This is a genomic window from Streptomyces sp. NTD107 (assembly GCF_059510435.1).
In genome coordinates, this window is sequence record NZ_JCAJZV010000001.1 from 319,237 (window position 1) to 338,854 (window position 19,618).

At 72.4% G+C, this 19,618-nt stretch carries 16 protein-coding genes; 9 read left to right on the plus strand and 7 right to left on the minus strand.

Annotated features, from left to right (window positions below; translation table 11 throughout):
- Positions 1-33 precede the first annotated feature (33 nt).
- The 5 genes from rplT to pheT all read left to right on the plus strand — a co-directional run bounded on the left by rplT (position 34) and on the right by pheT (position 6,603).
- Positions 34-417, plus strand: coding sequence for a 50S ribosomal protein L20 (rplT, locus tag AC5WRL_RS01490; RefSeq protein WP_019435019.1), 384 nt, complete (start codon positions 34-36; stop codon positions 415-417).
- A 155-nt stretch (positions 418-572) separates the two neighbouring features.
- Positions 573-1,421, plus strand: a complete 849-nt coding sequence (locus AC5WRL_RS01495; protein ID WP_496086372.1) for a TrmH family RNA methyltransferase — start codon at positions 573-575, stop codon at positions 1,419-1,421.
- 108 nt (positions 1,422-1,529) lie between these two features.
- Positions 1,530-2,609, plus strand: a complete 1,080-nt coding sequence (locus tag AC5WRL_RS01500; protein ID WP_496086373.1) for a PAS domain-containing sensor histidine kinase — start codon at positions 1,530-1,532, stop codon at positions 2,607-2,609.
- A 326-nt stretch (positions 2,610-2,935) separates the two neighbouring features.
- Entirely contained in the window at positions 2,936-4,072 is a 1,137-nt protein-coding gene (gene pheS / locus AC5WRL_RS01505; protein ID WP_496086374.1) for a phenylalanine--tRNA ligase subunit alpha, read from the plus strand.
- Positions 4,072-6,603 (plus strand): phenylalanine--tRNA ligase subunit beta, encoded by a 2,532-nt coding sequence (gene pheT, locus AC5WRL_RS01510; protein WP_496086375.1) that lies wholly within the window; start codon positions 4,072-4,074, stop codon positions 6,601-6,603. Before pheS ends, pheT begins: the two co-directional genes overlap by 1 nt.
- Before the next feature lie 70 nt (positions 6,604-6,673).
- On the opposite strand, the gene AC5WRL_RS01515 is transcribed toward pheT, so the two are convergent.
- Together AC5WRL_RS01515 and ligD are read right to left on the minus strand one after the other, a co-directional pair.
- Positions 6,674-7,153 (minus strand): nitroreductase family deazaflavin-dependent oxidoreductase, encoded by a 480-nt coding sequence (locus tag AC5WRL_RS01515; protein ID WP_496086376.1) that lies wholly within the window; start codon positions 7,151-7,153, stop codon positions 6,674-6,676.
- Between the two features lie 83 nt (positions 7,154-7,236).
- Positions 7,237-8,115 (minus strand): non-homologous end-joining DNA ligase, encoded by an 879-nt coding sequence (ligD, locus tag AC5WRL_RS01520; RefSeq protein ID WP_496086377.1) that lies wholly within the window; start codon positions 8,113-8,115, stop codon positions 7,237-7,239.
- A gap of 40 nt (positions 8,116-8,155) precedes the next feature.
- On the opposite strand from ligD, the gene ku reads away from it, so the two are divergent.
- On the plus strand, positions 8,156-9,121 hold the full coding sequence (gene ku / locus AC5WRL_RS01525; protein WP_496086378.1) for a non-homologous end joining protein Ku: 966 nt from the start codon (positions 8,156-8,158) through the stop codon (positions 9,119-9,121).
- A gap of 15 nt (positions 9,122-9,136) precedes the next feature.
- Here ku and AC5WRL_RS01530 read toward each other — a convergent pair whose 3' ends face one another.
- Together AC5WRL_RS01530 and AC5WRL_RS01535 are read right to left on the minus strand one after the other, a co-directional pair.
- Positions 9,137-9,997 carry a 3-hydroxybutyryl-CoA dehydrogenase gene (locus tag AC5WRL_RS01530; RefSeq protein ID WP_496086379.1) on the minus strand — a complete coding sequence of 287 codons (861 nt, stop codon included), beginning with the start codon at positions 9,995-9,997 and terminating at the stop codon, positions 9,137-9,139.
- Between the two features lie 124 nt (positions 9,998-10,121).
- Positions 10,122-12,368 (minus strand): WD40/YVTN/BNR-like repeat-containing protein, encoded by a 2,247-nt coding sequence (locus AC5WRL_RS01535; protein ID WP_496086790.1) that lies wholly within the window; start codon positions 12,366-12,368, stop codon positions 10,122-10,124.
- A gap of 269 nt (positions 12,369-12,637) precedes the next feature.
- On the opposite strand from AC5WRL_RS01535, the gene AC5WRL_RS01540 reads away from it, so the two are divergent.
- Positions 12,638-13,897: a glycoside hydrolase family 10-like protein gene (locus tag AC5WRL_RS01540; protein ID WP_496086380.1), complete on the plus strand. Its 1,260-nt coding sequence runs from the start codon at positions 12,638-12,640 to the stop codon at positions 13,895-13,897.
- A 43-nt stretch (positions 13,898-13,940) separates the two neighbouring features.
- On the opposite strand, the gene AC5WRL_RS01545 is transcribed toward AC5WRL_RS01540, so the two are convergent.
- Together AC5WRL_RS01545 and AC5WRL_RS01550 are read right to left on the minus strand one after the other, a co-directional pair.
- Positions 13,941-14,198, minus strand: a complete 258-nt coding sequence (locus AC5WRL_RS01545; protein WP_496086381.1) for a DUF1918 domain-containing protein — start codon at positions 14,196-14,198, stop codon at positions 13,941-13,943.
- Positions 14,199-14,277: 79 nt separating this feature from the next.
- Positions 14,278-15,228, minus strand: a complete 951-nt coding sequence (locus tag AC5WRL_RS01550) for an EamA family transporter (protein WP_496086382.1) — start codon at positions 15,226-15,228, stop codon at positions 14,278-14,280.
- Here AC5WRL_RS01550 and AC5WRL_RS01555 point away from each other — a divergent pair.
- Together AC5WRL_RS01555 and AC5WRL_RS01560 are read left to right on the plus strand one after the other, a co-directional pair.
- On the plus strand, positions 15,227-16,675 hold the full coding sequence (locus AC5WRL_RS01555) for an aminotransferase-like domain-containing protein (protein WP_496086383.1): 1,449 nt from the start codon (positions 15,227-15,229) through the stop codon (positions 16,673-16,675). The genes AC5WRL_RS01550 and AC5WRL_RS01555 overlap by 2 nt on opposite strands.
- A gap of 62 nt (positions 16,676-16,737) precedes the next feature.
- Positions 16,738-17,298 (plus strand): histidine phosphatase family protein, encoded by a 561-nt coding sequence (locus tag AC5WRL_RS01560; RefSeq protein WP_496086384.1) that lies wholly within the window; start codon positions 16,738-16,740, stop codon positions 17,296-17,298.
- Between the two features lie 147 nt (positions 17,299-17,445).
- Here AC5WRL_RS01560 and AC5WRL_RS01565 read toward each other — a convergent pair whose 3' ends face one another.
- Positions 17,446-19,563 carry a B12-binding domain-containing radical SAM protein gene (locus AC5WRL_RS01565; protein WP_496086385.1) on the minus strand — a complete coding sequence of 706 codons (2,118 nt, stop codon included), beginning with the start codon at positions 19,561-19,563 and terminating at the stop codon, positions 17,446-17,448.
- Positions 19,564-19,618: the final 55 nt, after the last annotated feature.

The window sequence follows — 19,618 nt, forward strand, 5'->3', positions numbered from 1 at the left end:
CAACACCGCGGCCCCCCGACAAGGAGTTCACACGTGGCACGCGTCAAGCGGGCAGTCAACGCACACAAGAAGCGCCGGGCGATCCTGGAGCAGGCCAGCGGCTACCGCGGCCAGCGGTCCCGCCTGTACCGCAAGGCGAAGGAGCAGGTCACCCACTCCCTCGTCTACAACTACAACGACCGCAAGAAGCGCAAGGGCGACTTCCGGCAGCTGTGGATCCAGCGGATCAACGCCGCCGCCCGCGCCAACGGCATCACCTACAACCGCTTCATCCAGGGCCTGAAGGCCGCTGAGATCGAGGTGGACCGCAAGATCCTCGCGGACCTCGCGGTGAACGACCCCAACGCGTTCGCCGTCCTGGTGGAGACCGCCCAGAAGGCGCTCCCCAGCGATGTGAACGCCCCCAAGGCCGCCTGAGCTTGCTCTTCCCCGTACCCCCGGGTACGAAGGCCGGCCGTCCCCGATGAAGGGGACCCCGTGTGATGGACCCGCAGGCGGCACCGCCTGCGGGTCCGGTGTTTTCCGGCCACCCGCCCTCCTCAGCCCGCACCACCAGAAGTGAGCCGCCGCCCATGGCATCCGCCGCCGAGCCGATCTCTCCGCGCTCCCCCCGCGTCACCGCCGCCCGCCGGCTGGCCCGCCGCAGCTTCCGGGGCAAGGAGCGCCGCTTCGTGGCCGAGGGGCCCCAGGCGGTACGCGAGGCCATCGCGCACCGCGTGGACGGTGAGCAGACCCTGATCGAGCTGTTCAGCACGGCCGAGGCCGCGCAGCGGCATGCCGATGTGGTCGAGGCCGCCCTTGCCGCCGGGGTACGGGTCCACCTCGCCGACGACGAGGTGGTCGACGGGATCTCCCACACCGTCACCCCGCAGGGCCTGGTCGGCGTGTGCCGCTTCATCGACCGGCCGCTGCGCACCGTGCTGGCCGCCCGCCCCAGGCTGGTCGCCGTCCTCGCCCACGTCCGCGATCCGGGCAACGCCGGTACCGTGCTGCGCTGCGCGGACGCCGCCGGCGCGGACGCCGTCATCCTCACCGACGCCTCGGTGGACCCGTACAACCCCAAGGCGGTACGGGCCTCGGTCGGCTCGCTCTTCCATCTGCCGGTGGTGGTCGGCGTCTCCGTCGAGGAGGCGGTGGCCGCGCTCGCCGGCGCCGGGGTACGGGTGCTGGCCGCCGACGGCGCCGGCGAGCACGACCTGGACGCCGAACTGGACGCCGGGCGGATGGGCGGCCCCACCGCCTGGATCTTCGGCAACGAGGCGTGGGGGCTGCCGCCCGAGACCCGGGAGCTGGCGCACGCCGCCGTCCGGGTGCCCATCCACGGCCGGGCCGAGAGCCTCAACCTCGCCACCGCCGCCGCCGTCTGCCTGTACGCCTCGGCCCGGGCCCAGCGCGCTCCCGGCGGCTGTCTCGCCCGCTGACGGGCCCGGACTCCCCGCCGGTGTCCGCTCCGCGTCCGTCCGGGGAGGGGATTATTGACGCCGCTCCTAGTAAGGTGACGCGCAGGTGGGAGAGGGGCGATTTCGGGGATGGACAGCGCAGCCGGGGCCGGGGAACCGCACGTGCGGCCCGACGACCTTGCCGATGGGCTCGTGATCGCGGACCACCTCGGTGTCATCCGCTGTTTCAACGCCGAGGCCGGCCGGCTGACCGGCGCCGTACCCACCGGGATGCTGGGCCGCCCCATCCAGGACGCGCTGCCGCTGGAGCACACCGACGGCCGCCGCTGGTGGTCGCTGACCGACCCGTACACCGGCCCGGCCACCCGCTCCGGGGAGCCGGAGAACCATCTGCTGCTGCCCGGCGGACGCGAGGTGCTGGTCACCACCCGCTATCTGCGCGCCGCCCCCGGTGGGCCGCTGCACCGGCTGGTGCTCGGTCTGCGGGACGCCGGCGCCCGGCACCGCGCCGAGCGCTCGGACGCCGAGCTGATCGCCACCGTCGCCCACGAACTGCGCTCACCGCTGACCTCGGTCAAAGGCTTCACCGCCACCATGCTCGACAAGTGGGACCGGTTCACCGACGACCAGAAGCGGCTGATGCTCCAGACCGTGGACAGCGACGCCGACCGCGTCACCCGGCTGATCACCGAACTGCTGGACGTGGCCCGCATCGACTCCGGCCGGCTGGAGATCCGCCGCCAGCCCGTCCTGCTCGCCGACGCCGCCCGCCGCCACGTGGAGACCCTGGTCAACGGCGGCTGCCCGGCCGACCGCTTCACCCTCCGGGTCGCCGATGACCTCCCGGGGCTGTGGGCCGACCCCGACAAGATCGACCAGGTGCTGGGCAACCTGCTGGAAAACGCGGTGCGGCACGGCGCGGGAACCGTCACCATCGAGATGCGGCGGGTACCCCCCGGCGACCACCACACGGAAGGCACGGCGGTGACCGTGAGCGACGAAGGGCCCGGCATCCCCGAAGAGGCGATGCACCGGGTCTTCACGCGCTTCTGGCGGGGCAGCGACCGCAGCGGCACCGGCCTTGGCCTGTACATCGTCAAGGGCATCGTGGAGGCGCACGGCGGCACCGTCACGGTGGGCCGCGCCGACCGGGGCGGCGCCCGGTTCCGATTTACCCTGCCCGCGGGCACCCCGGCCTTCATGGCCTGACCGGTCCCCGCGGGCCCCTCACGTCCAGGCGTTTCCCGCCCGCGGCGCGCTCGCCCCGCGGGCCTGTCCGACACATCCCGCCAGGGACTTGACTCCCCCAGCCCTCCCCAGCTCTTCGAGCAGGGGAGACCCCATGGCCGGGAGGGGCCCCCTGCACCAGCCGCCGCGGGCTCAACCGGCGCCATGCGTCGGACAGGCCCTAGACTCGACCCCTGGCACGCACTACGCCGTGGGGTATCGCAGCAGGTACCGGACGATCCGGGCCGGGCCGGGGCCCGGCGCGCAGCGCAGTGAAGCGCACAGCCATACGGAAAACATGGGAAGAGATGTCCGCACCCAATAAGTCGTACGACCCTGTCGAGGTCGAGGCACTGAAACCGGAAGAGATCGACCGGGCGCGCGAGAACGCGCTCGGAGCGATCGCCGCCGCCGGCGATCTCGACGCGCTGCGCGAGGTCAAGGCCGCACACGCCGGTGATCGCTCGCCGCTGGCGCTGGCCAACCGCGAGATCGGTGCCCTGCCTCCCCAGGCCAAGGCCGAGGCCGGCAAGCGCGTCGGCCAGGCCCGCGGCGCCGTGAACAAGGCGCTCAAGACCCGGCAGGAAGAGCTGGAGGCCGAACGTGACGAGCGGGTCCTGGTGGAGGAGGCGGTCGATGTCACCCTCCCGTACGACCGGGTCCCCTCCGGCGCCCGGCATCCGCTGACCACGCTCTCGGAGCGCATCGAGGACATCTTCACGGCCATGGGCTACGAGGTGGCCGAGGGCCCGGAGGTCGAGGCGGAGTGGCTGAACTTCGACGCCCTCAACATCGCCCCCGACCACCCGGCGCGCACCACCCACGACACCTTCTTCGTCGCGGACCCGGCCGGCACCGGGAAGAACGCCGGAGCCGACTCGGGCGTCGTGCTGCGCACCCACACCTCGCCGGTGCAGATCCGCTCGATGCTGGACCGCGAGCCCCCCATCTACGTGATCTGCCCGGGCCGCGTCTACCGCACCGACGAACTGGACGCCACCCACACCCCCGTCTTCACCCAGGTCGAACTGCTGGCCATCGACGAGGGCCTGACCATGGCCGACCTCAAGGGCACCCTGGACCACATGGTGTCCTCGCTGTTCGGCGAGGGGATGCACACCCGGCTGCGGCCCAACTACTTCCCCTTCACCGAGCCGTCCGCCGAGATGGACATGGTGTGTTACGTGTGCCGCGGCGAGTCCGTCGGCAACCCCGACCGGCCCTGCCGTACCTGCTCCAGCGAGGGCTGGATCGAACTCGGCGGCTGCGGCGTGGTCAACCCCCGGGTGCTGGTGGCCGCCGGCATCGACCCGGAGAAGTACAGCGGCTTCGCCTTCGGCTTCGGCATCGAGCGGCTGCTGATGTTCCGGCACAACGTCGAGGACATGCGCGACATGATCGAGGGTGACGTGCGCTTCACCCGGGCGTTCGGGATGGAGATCTGATGCGGGCCCCGCTTTCCTGGCTGCGGGAATACGTCGACCTGCCGGCCGAGGTCACCGGGCGTGACCTGGCGGCGAAGCTGGTCTCGGCCGGACTTGAGGTCGAGACCGTCGAGCGGCTCGGCGCCGATCTCACCGGGCCGCTGGTCGTCGGTGAGGTGCTGGCCATCGAGGAGCTGACCGAGTTCAAGAAGCCCATCCGCTACTGCCAGGTGGATGTGGGCGACGCCAACGGCACCGGCGCGCCGCAGAACATCGTGTGCGGCGCGCGGAACTTCGCGGTCGGCGACAAGGTCGTCGTCGTGCTGCCGGGCGCCGTGCTGCCCGGCGGCTTCAAGATCTCCGCACGCAAGACGTACGGTCACGTCTCCGAGGGCATGATCTGCTCCGCCGCCGAACTCGGCATGGGCGATGACCACTCCGGCATCATCGTGCTGCCGCCCGGGTACGAGCCCGGCACGGACGCCATCGAGCTGCTGGAACTGGTCGACGAGGTGCTGGACATCGCCGTCACCACCGACCGCGGCTACTGCCTGTCGCTGCGCGGCATCGCCCGCGAGACCGCCACCGCGTACGGGCTGCCGCTGCGCGACCCGGCGCTGCTGGACGTCCCCGCGCCGAACGGCGAGGGCTACCCGGTGACGGTCGCCGACCGCGGCGCCTGCGACCACTTCGTGGCCCGCACCGTCAGCGGGGTGCAGCCGCACGCGGTGACCCCGATCTGGATGCAGCGCCGGCTCCAGAAGGCCGGCATGCGCCCGATCTCGCTCGCCGTGGACATCACCAACTACGTGATGCTCGAACTCGGCCAGCCGCTGCACGCGTACGACCGTGCCCGGCTGCACGGCGCGATCGGCGTACGGCGGGCCGCTGCCGGCGAGAAGCTGACCACCCTGGACGGTGCCGAGCGCACCCTGGACGCCCAGGACCTGGTCATCACCGACGAGCAGGGCCCGATCGGGCTGGCCGGGGTGATGGGCGGCGCCCACACCGAGATCGCCGAGACACCGCGGGCGGGCGCCGACGCGCTGCTCGGCGACGCCGGCACCACCGAGATCGTGGTCGAGGCCGCGCACTTCGACCCGGTGACGGTGGCCCGTACCTCCCGGCGGCACAAGCTGTCCTCCGAGGCGTCACGGCGCTTCGAGCGGGGCGTCGACCCGCAGGCCGCGGCAGCCGCCGCGCAGCGGGCCGTCGATCTGCTGGTGCTGCTGGCCGGCGGCACCGCAGGGGCCGGCATCACCCATGTCTCGGTGCCGCTCACCCCGCGCACCATCAAGGTCGCCGCCGACCACGCGGACAAGGTGGCGGGGGTGGCCTACGGGCGCGAGACGGTGGTACGGCGGCTCCAGGAGGTGGGCTGCGACGTCTACGGCTCCGACGAGCTGACCGTGACCGTGCCCAGCTGGCGGCCCGACCTCACCGACCCCAACGACCTCGCCGAGGAGGTCATCCGGCTGGAGGGATACGAGAACCTTCCCGCCACCCTGCCGCGCCCGCCGGCCGGCCGGGGGCTGACCCGGCGCCAGCGGCTGCACCGCCGGGTGGGCCGGGCGCTGGCCGGGGCCGGCTATGTGGAGGCGCTCAACTACCCCTTCATCGGGGCGGCGGCGCTGGACGGCCTCGCGGTGCCGGCCGACGACGCCCGGCGCCGCACCGTCACGCTGGTCAACCCGCTCTCGGACGAGGAGCCGGCGCTGCGCACCACGCTGCTGCCCGGGCTGCTGGCGGCGCTGCGCCGCAACGACGGGCGGGGCAGCCACGATCTGGCGCTGTTCGAGACCGGTCTGGTGTTCCTGCCCACGGGCGAGGAGACCGCTCCGGTACGGCTGCCGGTGACCCGGCGCCCCACGGACGAGGAGATCGCGCGACTGGACGCGGCGCTGCCCCAGCAGCCCCGGCACGCCGCCGTGGTGCTGGCCGGGGCGCGCGAGCGGTCCGGCTGGTGGGGCGGCGGGCGTCCGGCCGGCTGGGCCGACGCGGTCCAGGCGGCCCGCACGGTGGCCCGCGAGGCCGGCGCCGAGCTGATCGTGGAGAACGCCCAGCACGCGCCGTGGCACCCCGGGCGCTGCGCGGCGCTGTATGTGGGCGTCGACGGTGAGCGGGTGCTGGCCGGGCACGCGGGGGAGCTGCACCCCCGGGTGATCAAGGCGCTGGGTCTGCCGGAGCGGACCAGCGCGGCGGAGGTCGATCTGGATCTGCTTCAGCGCGCGGGTACGGAGGCGGTGGGCGCGCCGCGGATCTCGACGTTCCCGGTGGCCACCCAGGACGTCGCCCTGGTGGTCGACGCCACGGTGCCGGCCGGCGAGGTCGAGGCCGCGCTGCGCGCGGGTGCCGGGGAACTGCTGGAGTCGCTGCGGCTGTTCGACGTCTTCACCGGCGAGCAGCTGGGCGAGGGCCGCAAGTCGCTGGCGTACGCGCTGCGGTTCCGGGCACCGGACCGCACGCTGACGGCGGAGGAGGCGACGGCGGCCCGCGAGGCGGCGGTCGCGGCGGCCGTGGAGCGCACCGGGGCGGTGCTGCGCGGGGCGTGACAGCGCCCCGTACCGGAACACCGCGGGCCCGGCCGTCGTCTGACGGCCGGGCCCGCGGTGTTGCTGCGGGTCAGTGCGGCTGCGGCGCGGGCTCCAGAACGAAGACCGGGATCACCCGATCGGTCTTCCGCTGGTAGTCGGCGTAGGGCGGGTACGCCTCGACGGCCCGGTCCCACCACACGGCCTTCTCCTCGCCGGTCACCTCGCGGGCCAGCATGTCCTGCCGCACCGGGCCGTCCTGAAGCTCCACCCGGGGGTCGGCCACCACATTGTGGTACCAGACCGGATGCTTGGGGGCCCCGCCCAGGGAGGCGACCACGAGATAGCGGCCCTCGTGCTCCACCCGCATGAGCGGGGTCTTGCGGATCCGGCCGCTCCTTGCGCCGACGGTGGTCAGGATGATGACCGGCAGGTCCCGCAGGTGGACGTTGTCCCTGCCGATCAACTCCGCCAGGGTCGTGCCCCGGGTACCGCCGGAGCTCTCGTACAGCTCCACCTGGTTCCGTACCGGCTCCGAGGTGCTCGGCTCGTACTCGCCGGTCAGTGGCATGGTGCCCTTCCCTTCACGCGGTTGAGGAGTCTCCGTCCGCCCAACGTATGCGGCCGGTGCCGTCATTCCCGGCAGGCCCACACTCACGGGAGCGGGCGGGCGGCGCGGGGGTTGAGGAGCGGGGTCATCAGGTCGCCGTGTTCGGCGAGGCGGGGCGGGAGGTCGGGGAGGGTGAAGGTCAGCTCCGCCGGGTCCGTGCAGGCGGCGACCTCTTCCCAGGTGAGGGGGGTGGAGACGGTGGGCGCCGGCCCGGCGCGCAGCGTGTAGGGGGCGGCCGTCGTCTTGCGGGCCGCGTTCTGGCTGTGGTCGATGAAGACCTTGCCGGGCCGCAGCCGCTTCGCCATGGTGGCGATCGCCAGCCCCGGCAGCGCCGCCGCCGCCTCCTCGGCCAGCGTCTTCGCGTACTGGGAGGCCCGCCGGGACTCCACCGGGAGCAGCGGGCTGAGCAGATGCAGCCCCTTGGAGCCGGAGGTCTTCGGGTACGCGGCCAGGCCGTCGCCGGCCAGGCGGTCGCGCAGCCACAGCGCGACCTCGCAGCAGTCGGCGATGGTGGCCGGCTCGCCCGGGTCCAGGTCGAACACCAGCCGGTCGGCGATGCCCGGCGTCTCGTACCGCCACTGCGGGGTGTGAAACTCCACCACCAGGTTCGCCGCCCACACCACGCTCGCCAGATCCTGGAGCACCACCTGCCGCATGGTGCCGCCGCCCGAGCGTGGCACCTCGCAGATCTTCACCCAGCCGGGGGTGCCCTGCGGAACGTGTTTGGTGAAGAAGCGCTCGCCGTCCGGGCCGTCCGGATAGCGCAGCAGGCTCAGCGGCCGATCGCGCAGATGGGGCAGGATCGCGCTGCCGTGCGCGGCGTAGTAGTGCAGCAGCTCGCCCTTGGTCGTGCCGTCCGGATAGATGACCTTCTCCAGCCGGGACAGCGACAGACGGCGCCCCTCCACCTCGACGACAGGCATAGCCTGAGGATGGCACGAAAGCTAACAAAAGGGGCTAACGATGCGATCGCTGTGGAAGGGCACCATCTCCTTCGGCCTGGTCAGCATCCCGGTCAAGGTCGTCAGCGCCACCGAGAACCACTCGGTGTCCTTCCGGCAGATCCACACCGCCGACGACGGCCGCATCCGCTACCGCAAGGTGTGCGAGCTGGACGGCGAGGAGGTGGGCGGCGACGAGATCGGCAAGGCGTACGAGGCGGCGGACGGCTCCGTCGTCCAGCTCACCGACGACGATCTCGCCGCGATGCCGCTGCCCACCGCCCGAACCGTCGACATCCTCGGCTTCGTACCGGTGAGCAGCATCGACCCGTACCAGCTGGACCGCTCCTACTACCTGGCGCCGGACACCGGCGCCGTCAAGCCGTACGCCCTGCTGCGGGAGGCGCTGCGGCGCAGCGAGAAGGGCGCCATCGCCAAGCTGGCGATGCGCGGGCGCGAGACGCTGGCGCTGCTGCGGGCGCTGGAGGGGGAGAGCGAGGACGTGCTGGGCATGCACACCCTGCTGTGGCCCGATGAGATCCGGCCCGCCACCGGGGTGGTGCCGGCCGAGAAGGTCACCGTCCGGGACGCCGAGCTGGATCTCGCGGACACCCTGATGGACACCCTGGGCTCGGTGGACATGGCCGAGCTCCACGACGAGTACCGGGCGGCCGTGGAAGCGCTGGTCAGCGCCAAGCTGGAGGGGCGGGTGCCGCAGGAGGTCACCGAGCGGCCGGCCACCGGCGGGCGGGTGATCGACCTGATGTCGGCGCTGGAGGACAGCGTGCGCACCGCCCGCGAGAAGCGCGGCGAGGGGGAGGCCGAGGCCACCGTCACGCCGATCAAGAAGAAGACGGCGGCGCGCAAGCAGACACCCGCGAAGAAGGCGCCCGCCAAGAAGACCGCGGCCAAGAAGACCACCGCGAAGAAGACCACGGCCAAAAAGGCCGCCGCCAAGAAGACCGCGAACCGCAAGCGGGCTTCCTGACGGCGGGCGGCGCCCTCAGCCGTACGAGTAGAAGCCGGCGCCGCTCTTGCGGCCCAGCTGGCCGGCCGCGACCATCCGGCGCAGCAGCGGCGGCGGCGCGTACAACTGCTCCTTGAACTCCTCGTACATGCTGTCGGCGATCGCGGCCACCGTGTCCAGACCGATCAGATCGGTGAGCCGCAGCGGCCCCATCGGATGGGCGCAGCCCTGCTCCATGCCGTTGTCGATGTCCTCACGGGTCGCCGCCCCCGACTCGAACATCCGCACGGCGGCCAGCAGATACGGCACCAGCAGCGCGTTCACCACGAAGCCGGAGCGGTCCTGGGCCCGGATGGCGTGCTTGCCCAGCACGTCCCGGACCAGCGCCTCGGCGCGGCGCACCGTCTCCTCCCCGGTGGTGAGCGCCGGGATCAGCTCCACCAGGCGCTGCACCTGCGGCGGGTTGAAGAAGTGGATGCCGATCACCTGCTGCGGCCGGCCGGTGGCCACCGCCAGCTTCACCAGCGGGATGGAGGAGGTGTTGGAGGCCAGAATGGCGTCGGGTCGGGTGACGACCTGGTCCAGCACCTGGAAGATCTCAGTCTTGACCGGCTCGCTCTCCACCACCGCCTCGATCACCAGATCACGGTCGGCGAACTCGCCCAGATCGGTGGTGAAGGTCAGCCGCCCCAGGATCTCCTCATGCTCCTGTCCGGTGATCCTGCCGCGCTCGGCCGCCTTGTCCAGGGAGTTCACCAGCCGGGTACGGCCGTACTCCAGCGCCTCCCCGGTCGTCTCGGCGACCCGCACCGAAAGCCCTGCCCGCGCGCACACCTCCGCGATGCCCGCACCCATCTGGCCACAGCCCACCACTCCGACGCGTTCGATGTCCTTCACACGTGCCCCTTCGCTGGTCCGGTGCTGTCCGCTCCACGTTCGGTCGGTCGGCCCCGACGTTACCGGGCGGGCGGAAGGGGAGCGGGGGTGGGACCGGCGCGGGCGGCCGGTCCCACCGGACCGGCTACGCGGTGTCGCCGTAGATCACCCCACGGCCGTTCGTCGACAGATAGACCCGGCCGTAGATCCGCGGATCGCCGGTGATGGCCTCACCGGTCCACGCCCACTGGTGATCGTTGTCATTGATCCGGGTCCAGGTCGCCCCGGTGTCGGTGGAGCGGTAGATGCCGCGCACCCCGTTCACCACGCCGCTGCTGTACAGCGCCTGGTACGACTGACCCGGGGCCGGCGCGCCGAAGCCGATGTTGTCGGCGTTGATCGAGCTGACCCGGGAGAACGTCGTGCCACCGTCCGTGGAGCGCCACAGCCCGCCGCCGGCCAGCCAGATGTCGCCGGTGCGCCCCGGGACGGCGCCGAACCGTACCTCGCCGGTGGCCGGCAGCCCCTGTGCGGCGGAGGCGGTGAAGGTCGCCCCGCCATTGCTGGAGACGTAGAAGGTGCCCTGGTGGAAGCCGTAGAAGCGGCTGGGGTTCACCCGGTCCGCCTCGACCCTGGCCCCCTGCGGGATGCCCTGGGAGGCGGCCCAGGAGTTCCCGAAGCCCACCGAGTAGTGCACGCCGGCGCCGGCGGCCGGGCTCCACACGAAGCGGCTGCCGTCGGCGGCGGCGGCGACCGTACCGCCACTGGCGCCGCCCGGGGCGGAGCCGGACCACCAGTTGGCGCCGTTGTCGGCGGAGAAGCCGATGAGCGGATCGCTGCCGTCGCCCACGTGATTGCCGACCCGGACCACGATGTTGGGTGACAGCTCGGCGTAGTCGAGGCTGGTGGTGGTGCCGAAGCTGGGCTGCCGGAACATCATCGACGGCACCTGCTGCACATTGGTGTGCCGGAAGCCGCCGATGTCGCTGAGGGCGCTGAGCAGCGGGGCGCCCGAGGGCGGGGAGATCAGATCGTTGACCGCGGTCTCCTCGATGCCCTTGACGAACGGGCGCACGGTGAACGTCTGGTTGCGGTCCCAGTTGGTGAGCTGGGTGGTGCCGTACACGGTGGCCCCGGTGCCGTACAGCAGCCGGTCCGGGTTGAACGGGTCGATCTCCATGCCCTCGGTCATCCAGCCCAGCTTCGGGGTCTCCTCCGGGGGTTGCGGATTCTCCCCGAAGGTCAGCCACGGCACCGAGGACACATCCATCGTGTAACGCTTGGTGCGCTGCGGGTAGTTGCCCCACTGCCAGGCCGCCGTCCAGCTGTCGCCGCCGTTGGTGGAGCGGAAGATCTGGGTGTCCGGCCACCAGGAGCTGTAGCCGGTGACCATCACGGTGCCCGGATTCTGCCGGTCCACGGTCAGGCCGCTGAAGCCGAACCAGCGGTCACCGCCGGCCGGCACCGGGGAGACGTCCTTCCACTGGCCGGTGCTCGTGCTGTACCGCCACACCTCGCCGTCCCCGCCGGCGTACGGGCCGGGGTTGTCGGCGGTGGCGATGTACAGGTCGCCGGTCCGCTCGTCCAGCACCCCCTTGTGCGGCAGATAGCCGGTGGGGGCGCCGGGCACCGGGGCCCAGGTCTGGCCGCCGTTGGTCGAGCGGTAGATGCTCTGGTTCAGGTCGGCGACCCCCGCGTACAGGGTCTGGGTGGTGGAGCCGGCCGAACCGGTGCGCGGATCGAAGGTCACCCACACCACGCCGATGATGTCGTTCTCGTACCCCCAGGGATCGCTCGGGTTGAGGACGTAGCTTCCGGGGTTGGGGAAGGAGGTGACCTTCGACCAGGTGACGCCGGCGTTGGTGCTGCGCCACAGGCCCTGGCCGCTGGGGGCGCCGAGGTAGAGGACGTTGTTGTTGTTGGGGTCGACGACCAGCCGCTCGCCCATGCCACGGCCCGGCATGTTGCCGCCGAGCTTGAAGGGGAGTTCGGTGCGCTGCCAGGTCTGGCCGCGGTCGGCGGAGCGCAGGATGGCGCCGTTCTTGGGGTCCCAGTCGTTGGTGTAGGTGCCCACGGCGGCATAGACCCGGTTGGGGTTGACCGGGTCGGAGGCGATCGAGGCGACGCCCGTGTACCCCCAGTCGTCCCAGCCGATGGAGTCCAGCAGGGGGACCCACTCCTGGGCGGGCTGGTTCCAGCGGTAGGCGCCGCCGATGTCGGTGCGGGCGTAGACGAGATTGGGCTCGGAGCGGTTGAAGACGAAACTGGGGACGAAGCCGCCGCCGCCGATCTGGACGTTCTTCCAGGTGTACGCCTGGGCGCTGATGTCGTCGGCGGAGGCCGCGGGGGCGGCCGTGGTGAGCAGTCCCGCGGCCAGGGCCAGGCCGGCCATGATCGCGGTTACCGGTTTCCAGCTGCGCACGTGAGCGCTCCTCTCATGATGAGACCGCCGGGCGGGCGGTGTGGAGGGTGCGTGGAAGTGATCAAGCGATGGGAGCGCTCCCAGAAGTGCGTGTCGCTGATGTTAACTGTCGAATGTTGTTCGCATAAGGGTGTGTCACGGGCGGATCACGGCAAGGGGTTTGGACGAAGCTGGGGCGGCGGTGGTACGCATACGCCGGGCAGCGCAGTACGCAGGATCGACACCCCAGGGGGCACGCAGTGGGACGAGTCAGCCGCAGGATCTTCGGCACCGCCACGGTCGGGGCACTGGCCTCGGTGCTGACGTTCTCCCAGGCGTCGGCGAGCGGCGGGCCCCGTGGTGGGCCCCGGGAGCGCGGGCTCGCGGGCGCGGCCGGGCCGGGCAACGCGGCGGCCGGGCTGCGCGGCATGTGGATCGCGACGGTCGCCAACATCGACTGGCCGGGCAAGCAGGGGCTGTCGGCCACGGAGGCGAAGCAGCAGCTGACGGCGCTGCTGGACGCGGCGGCCGGCTGGAACCTGAACACCGTCTTCCTCCAGGTGCGGCCCACCGCCGACGCCCTGTGGCCCTCACCGTACGAGCCGTGGTCGCACTGGCTGACCGGTACCCAGGGCAAGGATCCGGGCTGGGACCCGCTGGAGTTCGCGGTCACCCAGGCACATGCGCGCGGCCTGGAGCTGCACGCCTGGTTCAACCCGTACCGGGTGGCGATGCACGCGGATCCGGCGGCGCTGGCGAAGGACCACCCGGCCCGTACCCACCCGCAGTGGGTGGTGACGTACGGCGGGCGGATGTACTACAACCCCGGGCTGCCCGAGGTGCGGGCCTTCGTCCAGGACGCCATGTGCCACGCAGTCGAGCACTACGCCATCGACGGGGTGCACTGGGACGACTACTTCTATCCGTACCCCGTGGCGGGCCAGACCTTCGACGACGCCGCCGCCTATGCCGCGCACGGCGGGGACTTCCGCGATCGCGGCGACTGGCGGCGGCACAACATCGATCTGCTGGTGACCGAGATGCGGGACCGGGTGGCGGAGCTCAAGCCCGGGCTGCCGTTCGGGGTCAGCCCGTTCGGGGTGTGGCGCAACCAGTCCACCGACCCGCTCGGCTCGGCCACCCGGGGCGGGGTGCAGACGTACGACGATCTGTACGCGGATGTGCGCAAGTGGGTCAAGGAGGGGCAGCTCGACTACGTACTGCCGCAGCTCTACTGGAACATCGGCTACGATCCCGCCGACTACGCGACGCTGGTGCGCTGGTGGGCGGATGTCGCGGAGGGCACCGGGGTGGCGCTGTACATCGGCGAGGCCCTGTACAAGGCCGGTGACGCCGCCCAGCCGGCGGCCTGGCAGGACCCGGCCGAACTCTCCCGTCATCTCACGCTGTGCCGGCAGTACCCGGTGGTCGGCGGGAACTCCTTCTACTCGGCCGCGCATGTGGTGCGCGACCCGATCGGCGCGATGACCCGGGTCCACCAGGACCACTACCGCACATAGCCGGGCCGGTGGCCGGCGGCCGGGCGCGGTGCCGGTGGATGCGTCAGATCGGGCCCGTCCGCCGGCGGCGCCGGCCGGTCCTGCCCCTGGTCTTGTCCTTGCCGCCGGCGCGCCGGTCCGCCACGTGCTCCACCACGGTGTCCGGGCCGGGGGACAGCACGCTCTCGTGGCCGTCCTCGGAGCGGACCCGGTACGGCGGCGCACCGTCGGGGCCCAGCACCTCCGTGATCTCGGTGACCCGGTCCTGCTGACCCACGGTCCTGCCGTGGGTCACCATCCGGTCGCCCGCCTTCGCTCGCATCGTGTGCCCTCCCGTCGCCCGTCGCGTCTGGGGTGTGCTCTCTGATGCCTGCCGGCTGATGTTCTCGCCACTTATCAGTCTATGGGCGGCTGCCCGTCCTGGCAGGTCCGGGACGGGACGGCGCCAGCTGGGTGACCGTGATGCAGGCCAGGACCGCCAGTGCGGTGACCGGTGCCGCCCAGGTCAGGTGCTCGTCCAGCAGCAGTACCGCCCACAGGAGGGTGAGCAGCGGCTGGGCGAGCTGAAGCTGGCTGGCGCGGGCGACGCCGGCCCGGGCCAGTCCCCGGTACCAGACCACCAGGCCCACGAACTGGGAGACCAGCGCCACCCACAGCAGCCCGGTGAGGGAGCGGGCGGTCAGCTCGGCCGGCTCGGCCGCCAGGGCCAGGGCGGCGGCGGGTGCGGCGAGCGGGAGGGAGAGCAGCAGGGCCCAGGAGATCACCTGCCAGCCGGGCAGTTCGCGGGCGAGCCGGCCGCCCTCGCCGTAGGCGGCGGCGGTGACCAGCAGGGCGGCGGCGAGATAGAGGTCGCCCTGGTTGAGAGTGCCGCCGCTGGTGCTGACGGTGAAGACGAGCACGGCGGCGGCGCCGGCCAGGGCGGCGGCCCAGAACGCGGGGGAGGGGCGGCTGCCGGTGCGCAGCGTGCCGTAGACGGCGGTGGTCAGCGGGAGGAGGCCGACCACCACGGCGGAGTGCGAGGTGGAGGAGGTTTGCAGGGCGAGCGCGGTGAGCAGCGGGAAGCCGATGACGGTGCCGCCGGCCACGACGGCGAGGCCCGTCCAGTGCCGGCGCTCGGGGCGGCGGGCGCGGGTGACGCGCAGCGCGACGGCGGCGATCAAGGCGGCCAGCAGGATGCGCAGCGAGGTGGTGGTCCAGGGGCCGAAGCCGTCCATGGCCCAGGCGGTGCCGGGGAGGGTGAAGGAGAAGGCGAGGACGCCGAGGGCGGCGAGGGCGAGGCCGCCCCGGTCGGGGGTCCGCCGGTCGGCGACCGCTATCGCGCTGGGGAGAATAGCGCTACTCTGTGCTGTCATGCATCAGAGTAGCAGTGAGGGGGAGTTGGCGCGCATTCTGCGCGATGAGCTGGACCGCTACTCTCCGGGTGAGAAGCTGCCGTCCAGTCGGGTGCTGGTCCAGCGGCACCGGGTCAGCCCGGTCACCGTCTCCCGGGCGCTCGCGGCGCTCGCCGCCGAGGGGCTGGTGGTCACCCGCCCCGGGGCCGGCGCCTTCCGGGCCGCACCCCGCAGCGCCGCACCCGCCCCGGGCGACACCTCCTGGCAGGAAGTCGCCCTCACCGCCGACACCTCGGCGGAGGGCGGGCCGCGCGGCGCCGATGCCACCGGTGTACTGGCCACCCTCGCCGCGCCGCCGCCCGGCGTCATCGAGTTCAACGGCGGCTATCTGCCGCCCGGGCTGCGTCCCGAGCGGGCGCTGTCGGCGGCGCTGGCCCGCGCGGGGCGGCGGCCCGGTGCCTGGGACCGGCCGCCGATGGAGGGCATCGAGGAACTGCGGGCCTGGTTCGCCCGGGAGATCGGCGGCCCGGGCGGCGCGGTCACCCCCTCCGGGGTGCTGATCACCGCCGGTGGACAGAGCGCGCTCACCACCGCGCTGCGCGCGCTTGCCCCGCAGGGCTCGGCCGTACTCGTCGAATCGCCCACCTATCCGGGGCTGCTGGCCGCCGCCCGCGCCTCCGGGCTGCGCCCGGTGCCGGTGCCGGTGGACGAGGACGGGGTACGGCCCGACCTGCTGGAGCGGGCCTTCGCGGCCAGCGGGGCCCGGGTGTTCGTGTGCCAGCCGCTGTTCCAGAACCCGACCGGCGCCGTGCTGCACCCGGCACGCCGGGGGCGGGTGCTGGCCGCCGCACGGGCGGCCGGGGCCTTTGTGATCGAGGACGACTTCGCCCGCTGGCTGGCCCACGACGACGCCGGCGCGCTGCCGCCCGCGCTGGCCGCCGAGGACCCGGACGGGGTGGTGGTGCACGTCCGCTCGCTCACCAAGATCACCTCGCCCAGCCTGCGGGTCGGCGCGCTCGCCGCGCGGGGTCCGGCCTTCGAACGGCTGCGGTCGATCCAGGTGGTCGACAGCTTCTTCGTGCCGCGCCCGCTCCAGGAGACCGCGCTGGAACTCATCAGCGCCCCGGCCTGGGCCCGGCATCTGCGTACGGTGTCCGCGGAACTGCGGCTGCGCCGGGCGGCGATGGCCACGGCGCTCGCCGCCGAGCTGCCCGGCGCACCGCTGCCGCACATCCCGCGCGGCGGCTACCACCTGTGGCTGCGGCTGCCGGAGGGCGCCGACCCGGCGGCGGTGGCGGACGCCGCGCTGCGCGCCGGGGTGGCGCTGGCCCCGGGCGGCCCGTACTTCGCGGCCGAACCGCCGTCCGCGCAGCTGCGGTTGAGCTTCGCGCCGGCGGCGGGGGTGGGCGAGATCGGCGAGGGGGTGCGGCGGCTGCGCGCGGCGTGGCCGGTGCCGGGGCCCGGATAAAACCCCTGGAGATTTACGTCGCCGTAGTGGTGCGGTACACAGGTGGCTCATACCATCGCGCCATGCTGGTCACGCTGATCGCCGCTGCCCGCACCTCCCTGCTGCTGGAAACCCGCTTCGGCGAGGACCGCCCGCTGGACGCCGCCGGGTGGCAGGCGCTGGAACGGGCCGTGCCGGCGCTGGCCCCGCTGGCCGCCGCCGAACTGCGCTACTGCTCACCCACGGCCGGCAGCCGGCAGACCGGCGAGGTGCTCGGGTACGCGCCGCTGGCCCAGCCGGCGCTGCGGGACTGCGACATGGGCCGCTGGAACGGACTCACCCTGGGCGAGGTGACCGCGCGCGAACCGGCGGCGGTCGACGCCTGGCTGAGCGACCCGCGCGCGGCGCCGCACGGCGGGGAGGCGCTGCTGTCCTTCATCGCCCGGGTCGGCGGCTGGCTGGACACCCGCCCCCTCGCGGACGACGGCCGGATCGTGGCGGTGACCGAACCCTCGGTGATCCGGGCGGCGATGCTGTACGCGCTGAAGGCGCCGCCGCACGCGTACTGGCGTACCGAGATCTACCCCTTGTCGGTGGTCAGCCTGCACGGTGCGCGGGGGCAGTGGAACCTGCGGCTGGGCTGAGCCCCGCCCCGGCCGGCCCCCTGCCCGGCCGGCCCGCTGCCCGGCCGGCGGCCACGGTGGCGGACGTCGTCGTGTCCGGCGCGCTCCTGGGCCTTGCCCACGCGTGCCCGGGGGAGCGGTGCGGTGCCGGCCGCGGCCATCTTGCGGTCAGTCGGCCGACCGGGCGTGCGGTCGGGGGGACGGGCCGGAAGCCGTGGTGACGACGTCCGCCGGCCGGATCACCACGACCCCCAGGGCCACCAGATGGTCCAGGAGGGTCACGTCGACCCGGTCGTCGTGCTCGGCGGCGGACTCCGCGTACTCCTGGATCGCGGCGCGCAGCACGGCGGCGGGGACCGGGCCCTCGCCGAGCCGGCGCAGGACGAACTCCTCCGCGCGGCTGAGGGGGTAGAGGGCCGAGGAGGCCCGGTCGACGGCGATGGTCAGCGTCATGCGCGACACCTCGAAGACCGGGCGCGCGTCCGGTGCGGCCGGATCGTCGAAGTGCACGGCCCCGGAGTTGGCCACATGGACCCGCTGCAACGCGCAGTCCGTGGACAGGGCGACCGTCGCCTCGTCCGGGACCGCCGCGCGGGGGGACACCGGTTCGCCGGCGGCGGCGAAGAACCGGCGGAACGCGTCCGGGCCCACATCGGCGTTGTAGAGGATGTCCTCCGGCACATCGATCAGGGCGACCTCCGGGTAGAGGCGCTGGATGCGTTCCATGGCCGCCGCGCCGTCCGACACCTTCTCCGGATCGGTGTGCCGGTAATCCAGGTGGTACCAGCGCTTCTTGGGGTCGCCGAGCACGATGATCCCGTACTTCTCCGGGGTGTCGGCGATGGGAGCGCCCTTGAGCAGCCGGAACGTGCCCACGTCCGCGCGGGCGATGACATGCCGGTGGTCGCGGACGAAGCGGTAGGTGTCGTCCGCCTCCTCCGCCGTCTCGGACGGGAAGCCGCTGAACACCCCGGCCTCCACGGAGATCCCCGCCGAACCGCACATCCGCAGGATGTTCGACATCCGCTGCCGGTCGGTCCCCTTGACCATCGCCTCCAGCACGCGTTCGTTGGCGCTCTCCATCCCCATGTACAGGCGTACGCAGCCGGCCCGCCGCATGGTGGCGAAGAGTTCGTCCGTCATGCCCTTCTCGAAGCGGGCCACGCCGTGCCATTTGATGTCGGTGCCGCGTGCGATCAGGGCCTCGGATATCCGCTTCAGGTGCAGGGGCAGCATGACATCGGACTCGAACGAGAACACGTCCTCGCCGGTGGCCTTCCGGATGGTGGCGACATCCTCGGCGATGAGCTGCGGCGAGCGCATCCGGTACGGCGTCATCTTGATGAACGCGTAGTTGCAGAAGGCGCATTTGTTGAAGTAGCAGCCACGGGTGGGCATCAGGCAGATGATGCGCTTGGGCGCGAAGTAGCGGTCCATCGGCATCATCGTGAAGTCCGGGGTGGGCGACCAGTCCAGATCGAGCTGGTAGTGGTCATCCAGCTGGCTGATCACCCGGCCGTCCACGTACCGGACCATGTTGGCGACGGCGGCCGGGTCGCGCTTGCCGTGCAGCGCGTCGACGAAGTGCAGGAACGTCTCGTCGGCCTCGCCGACGAAGAAGGAGTCCAGCCAGCGTCCGAACCGCCCGTCCGCCATCAGCACGTCCTTGCCCCAGGTGATCACCGGGCCGCCGAAGGTTATGTGGATGCCGGGATCGGCCGCGCGGATCCGGTCGGCCAGGATGAACGCGGGGATCAGCTGGGAGAAGTACGGGACGGACAGGCCGATCACCTTCGGGGCCGCCGCGAGCAGCGACGGAACGGTGGTCGTCTCGAAGTACCGGGCGAGCGGGCCGGCGTCGGTCCTTACGGCTTCCTCGATCTCCGCGTAGGAGTCGTAGGAGCTGGGCGAGTAGGAGTACTTGCCGAACCTGACCCGCGGATGCGATGCCGACAGCAGATCGCCGGCCAGGTGGAAGAGGCGCTTGGCGAACAGGAGTTTCATCGGATCGTAGAAGTCGACCGGGTCGCGCAGAATGGCGCGCGCCACGTCGATGTCCGCGATCAGCTCCGCCGCCGCACCCCTCGACCGGCCTGCAACATCCTCGTGGTGCAGCGCCTCGGCCAGCGCGTCCGGTCTCCAGAGATCGTCGAACGCCTCAAGGTTCACATCACGCAGCGACACATCCGCGTAACCGGCCCGGGTCAGGACCGCGCCCAGCAGCGGCAGCGCGCCGTACGGCAGCGAAGGATCAGCGGCGGGGGGAAAGACGATCGTGACATTCACGAGGGCTCCGCGTCGGCGAGGTGGGCTGAAACGGAGGCACACACCCCGCGTCGGA

What these genes read in the sequence shown, in the direction of transcription:
- AC5WRL_RS01535 (WP_496086790.1), bottom strand. Translation starts at nt 12,368, where the DNA reads ATGGCCGGCCTGGCCCTGGCCGCGGGACTGCTCACCACGGCCGCCCCC.
- pheT (WP_496086375.1), top strand. Translation starts at nt 4,072, where the DNA reads ATGCGGGCCCCGCTTTCCTGGCTGCGGGAATACGTCGACCTGCCGGCC.
- AC5WRL_RS01500 (WP_496086373.1), top strand. Translation starts at nt 1,530, where the DNA reads ATGGACAGCGCAGCCGGGGCCGGGGAACCGCACGTGCGGCCCGACGAC.
- AC5WRL_RS01555 (WP_496086383.1), top strand. Translation starts at nt 15,227, where the DNA reads ATGCATCAGAGTAGCAGTGAGGGGGAGTTGGCGCGCATTCTGCGCGAT.
- AC5WRL_RS01515 (WP_496086376.1), bottom strand. Translation starts at nt 7,153, where the DNA reads ATGCCACTGACCGGCGAGTACGAGCCGAGCACCTCGGAGCCGGTACGG.
- ku (WP_496086378.1), top strand. Translation starts at nt 8,156, where the DNA reads ATGCGATCGCTGTGGAAGGGCACCATCTCCTTCGGCCTGGTCAGCATC.
- AC5WRL_RS01560 (WP_496086384.1), top strand. Translation starts at nt 16,738, where the DNA reads ATGCTGGTCACGCTGATCGCCGCTGCCCGCACCTCCCTGCTGCTGGAA.
- pheS (WP_496086374.1), top strand. Translation starts at nt 2,936, where the DNA reads ATGTCCGCACCCAATAAGTCGTACGACCCTGTCGAGGTCGAGGCACTG.
- AC5WRL_RS01550 (WP_496086382.1), bottom strand. Translation starts at nt 15,228, where the DNA reads ATGACAGCACAGAGTAGCGCTATTCTCCCCAGCGCGATAGCGGTCGCC.
- ligD (WP_496086377.1), bottom strand. Translation starts at nt 8,115, where the DNA reads ATGCCTGTCGTCGAGGTGGAGGGGCGCCGTCTGTCGCTGTCCCGGCTG.
- AC5WRL_RS01495 (WP_496086372.1), top strand. Translation starts at nt 573, where the DNA reads ATGGCATCCGCCGCCGAGCCGATCTCTCCGCGCTCCCCCCGCGTCACC.
- AC5WRL_RS01545 (WP_496086381.1), bottom strand. Translation starts at nt 14,198, where the DNA reads ATGCGAGCGAAGGCGGGCGACCGGATGGTGACCCACGGCAGGACCGTG.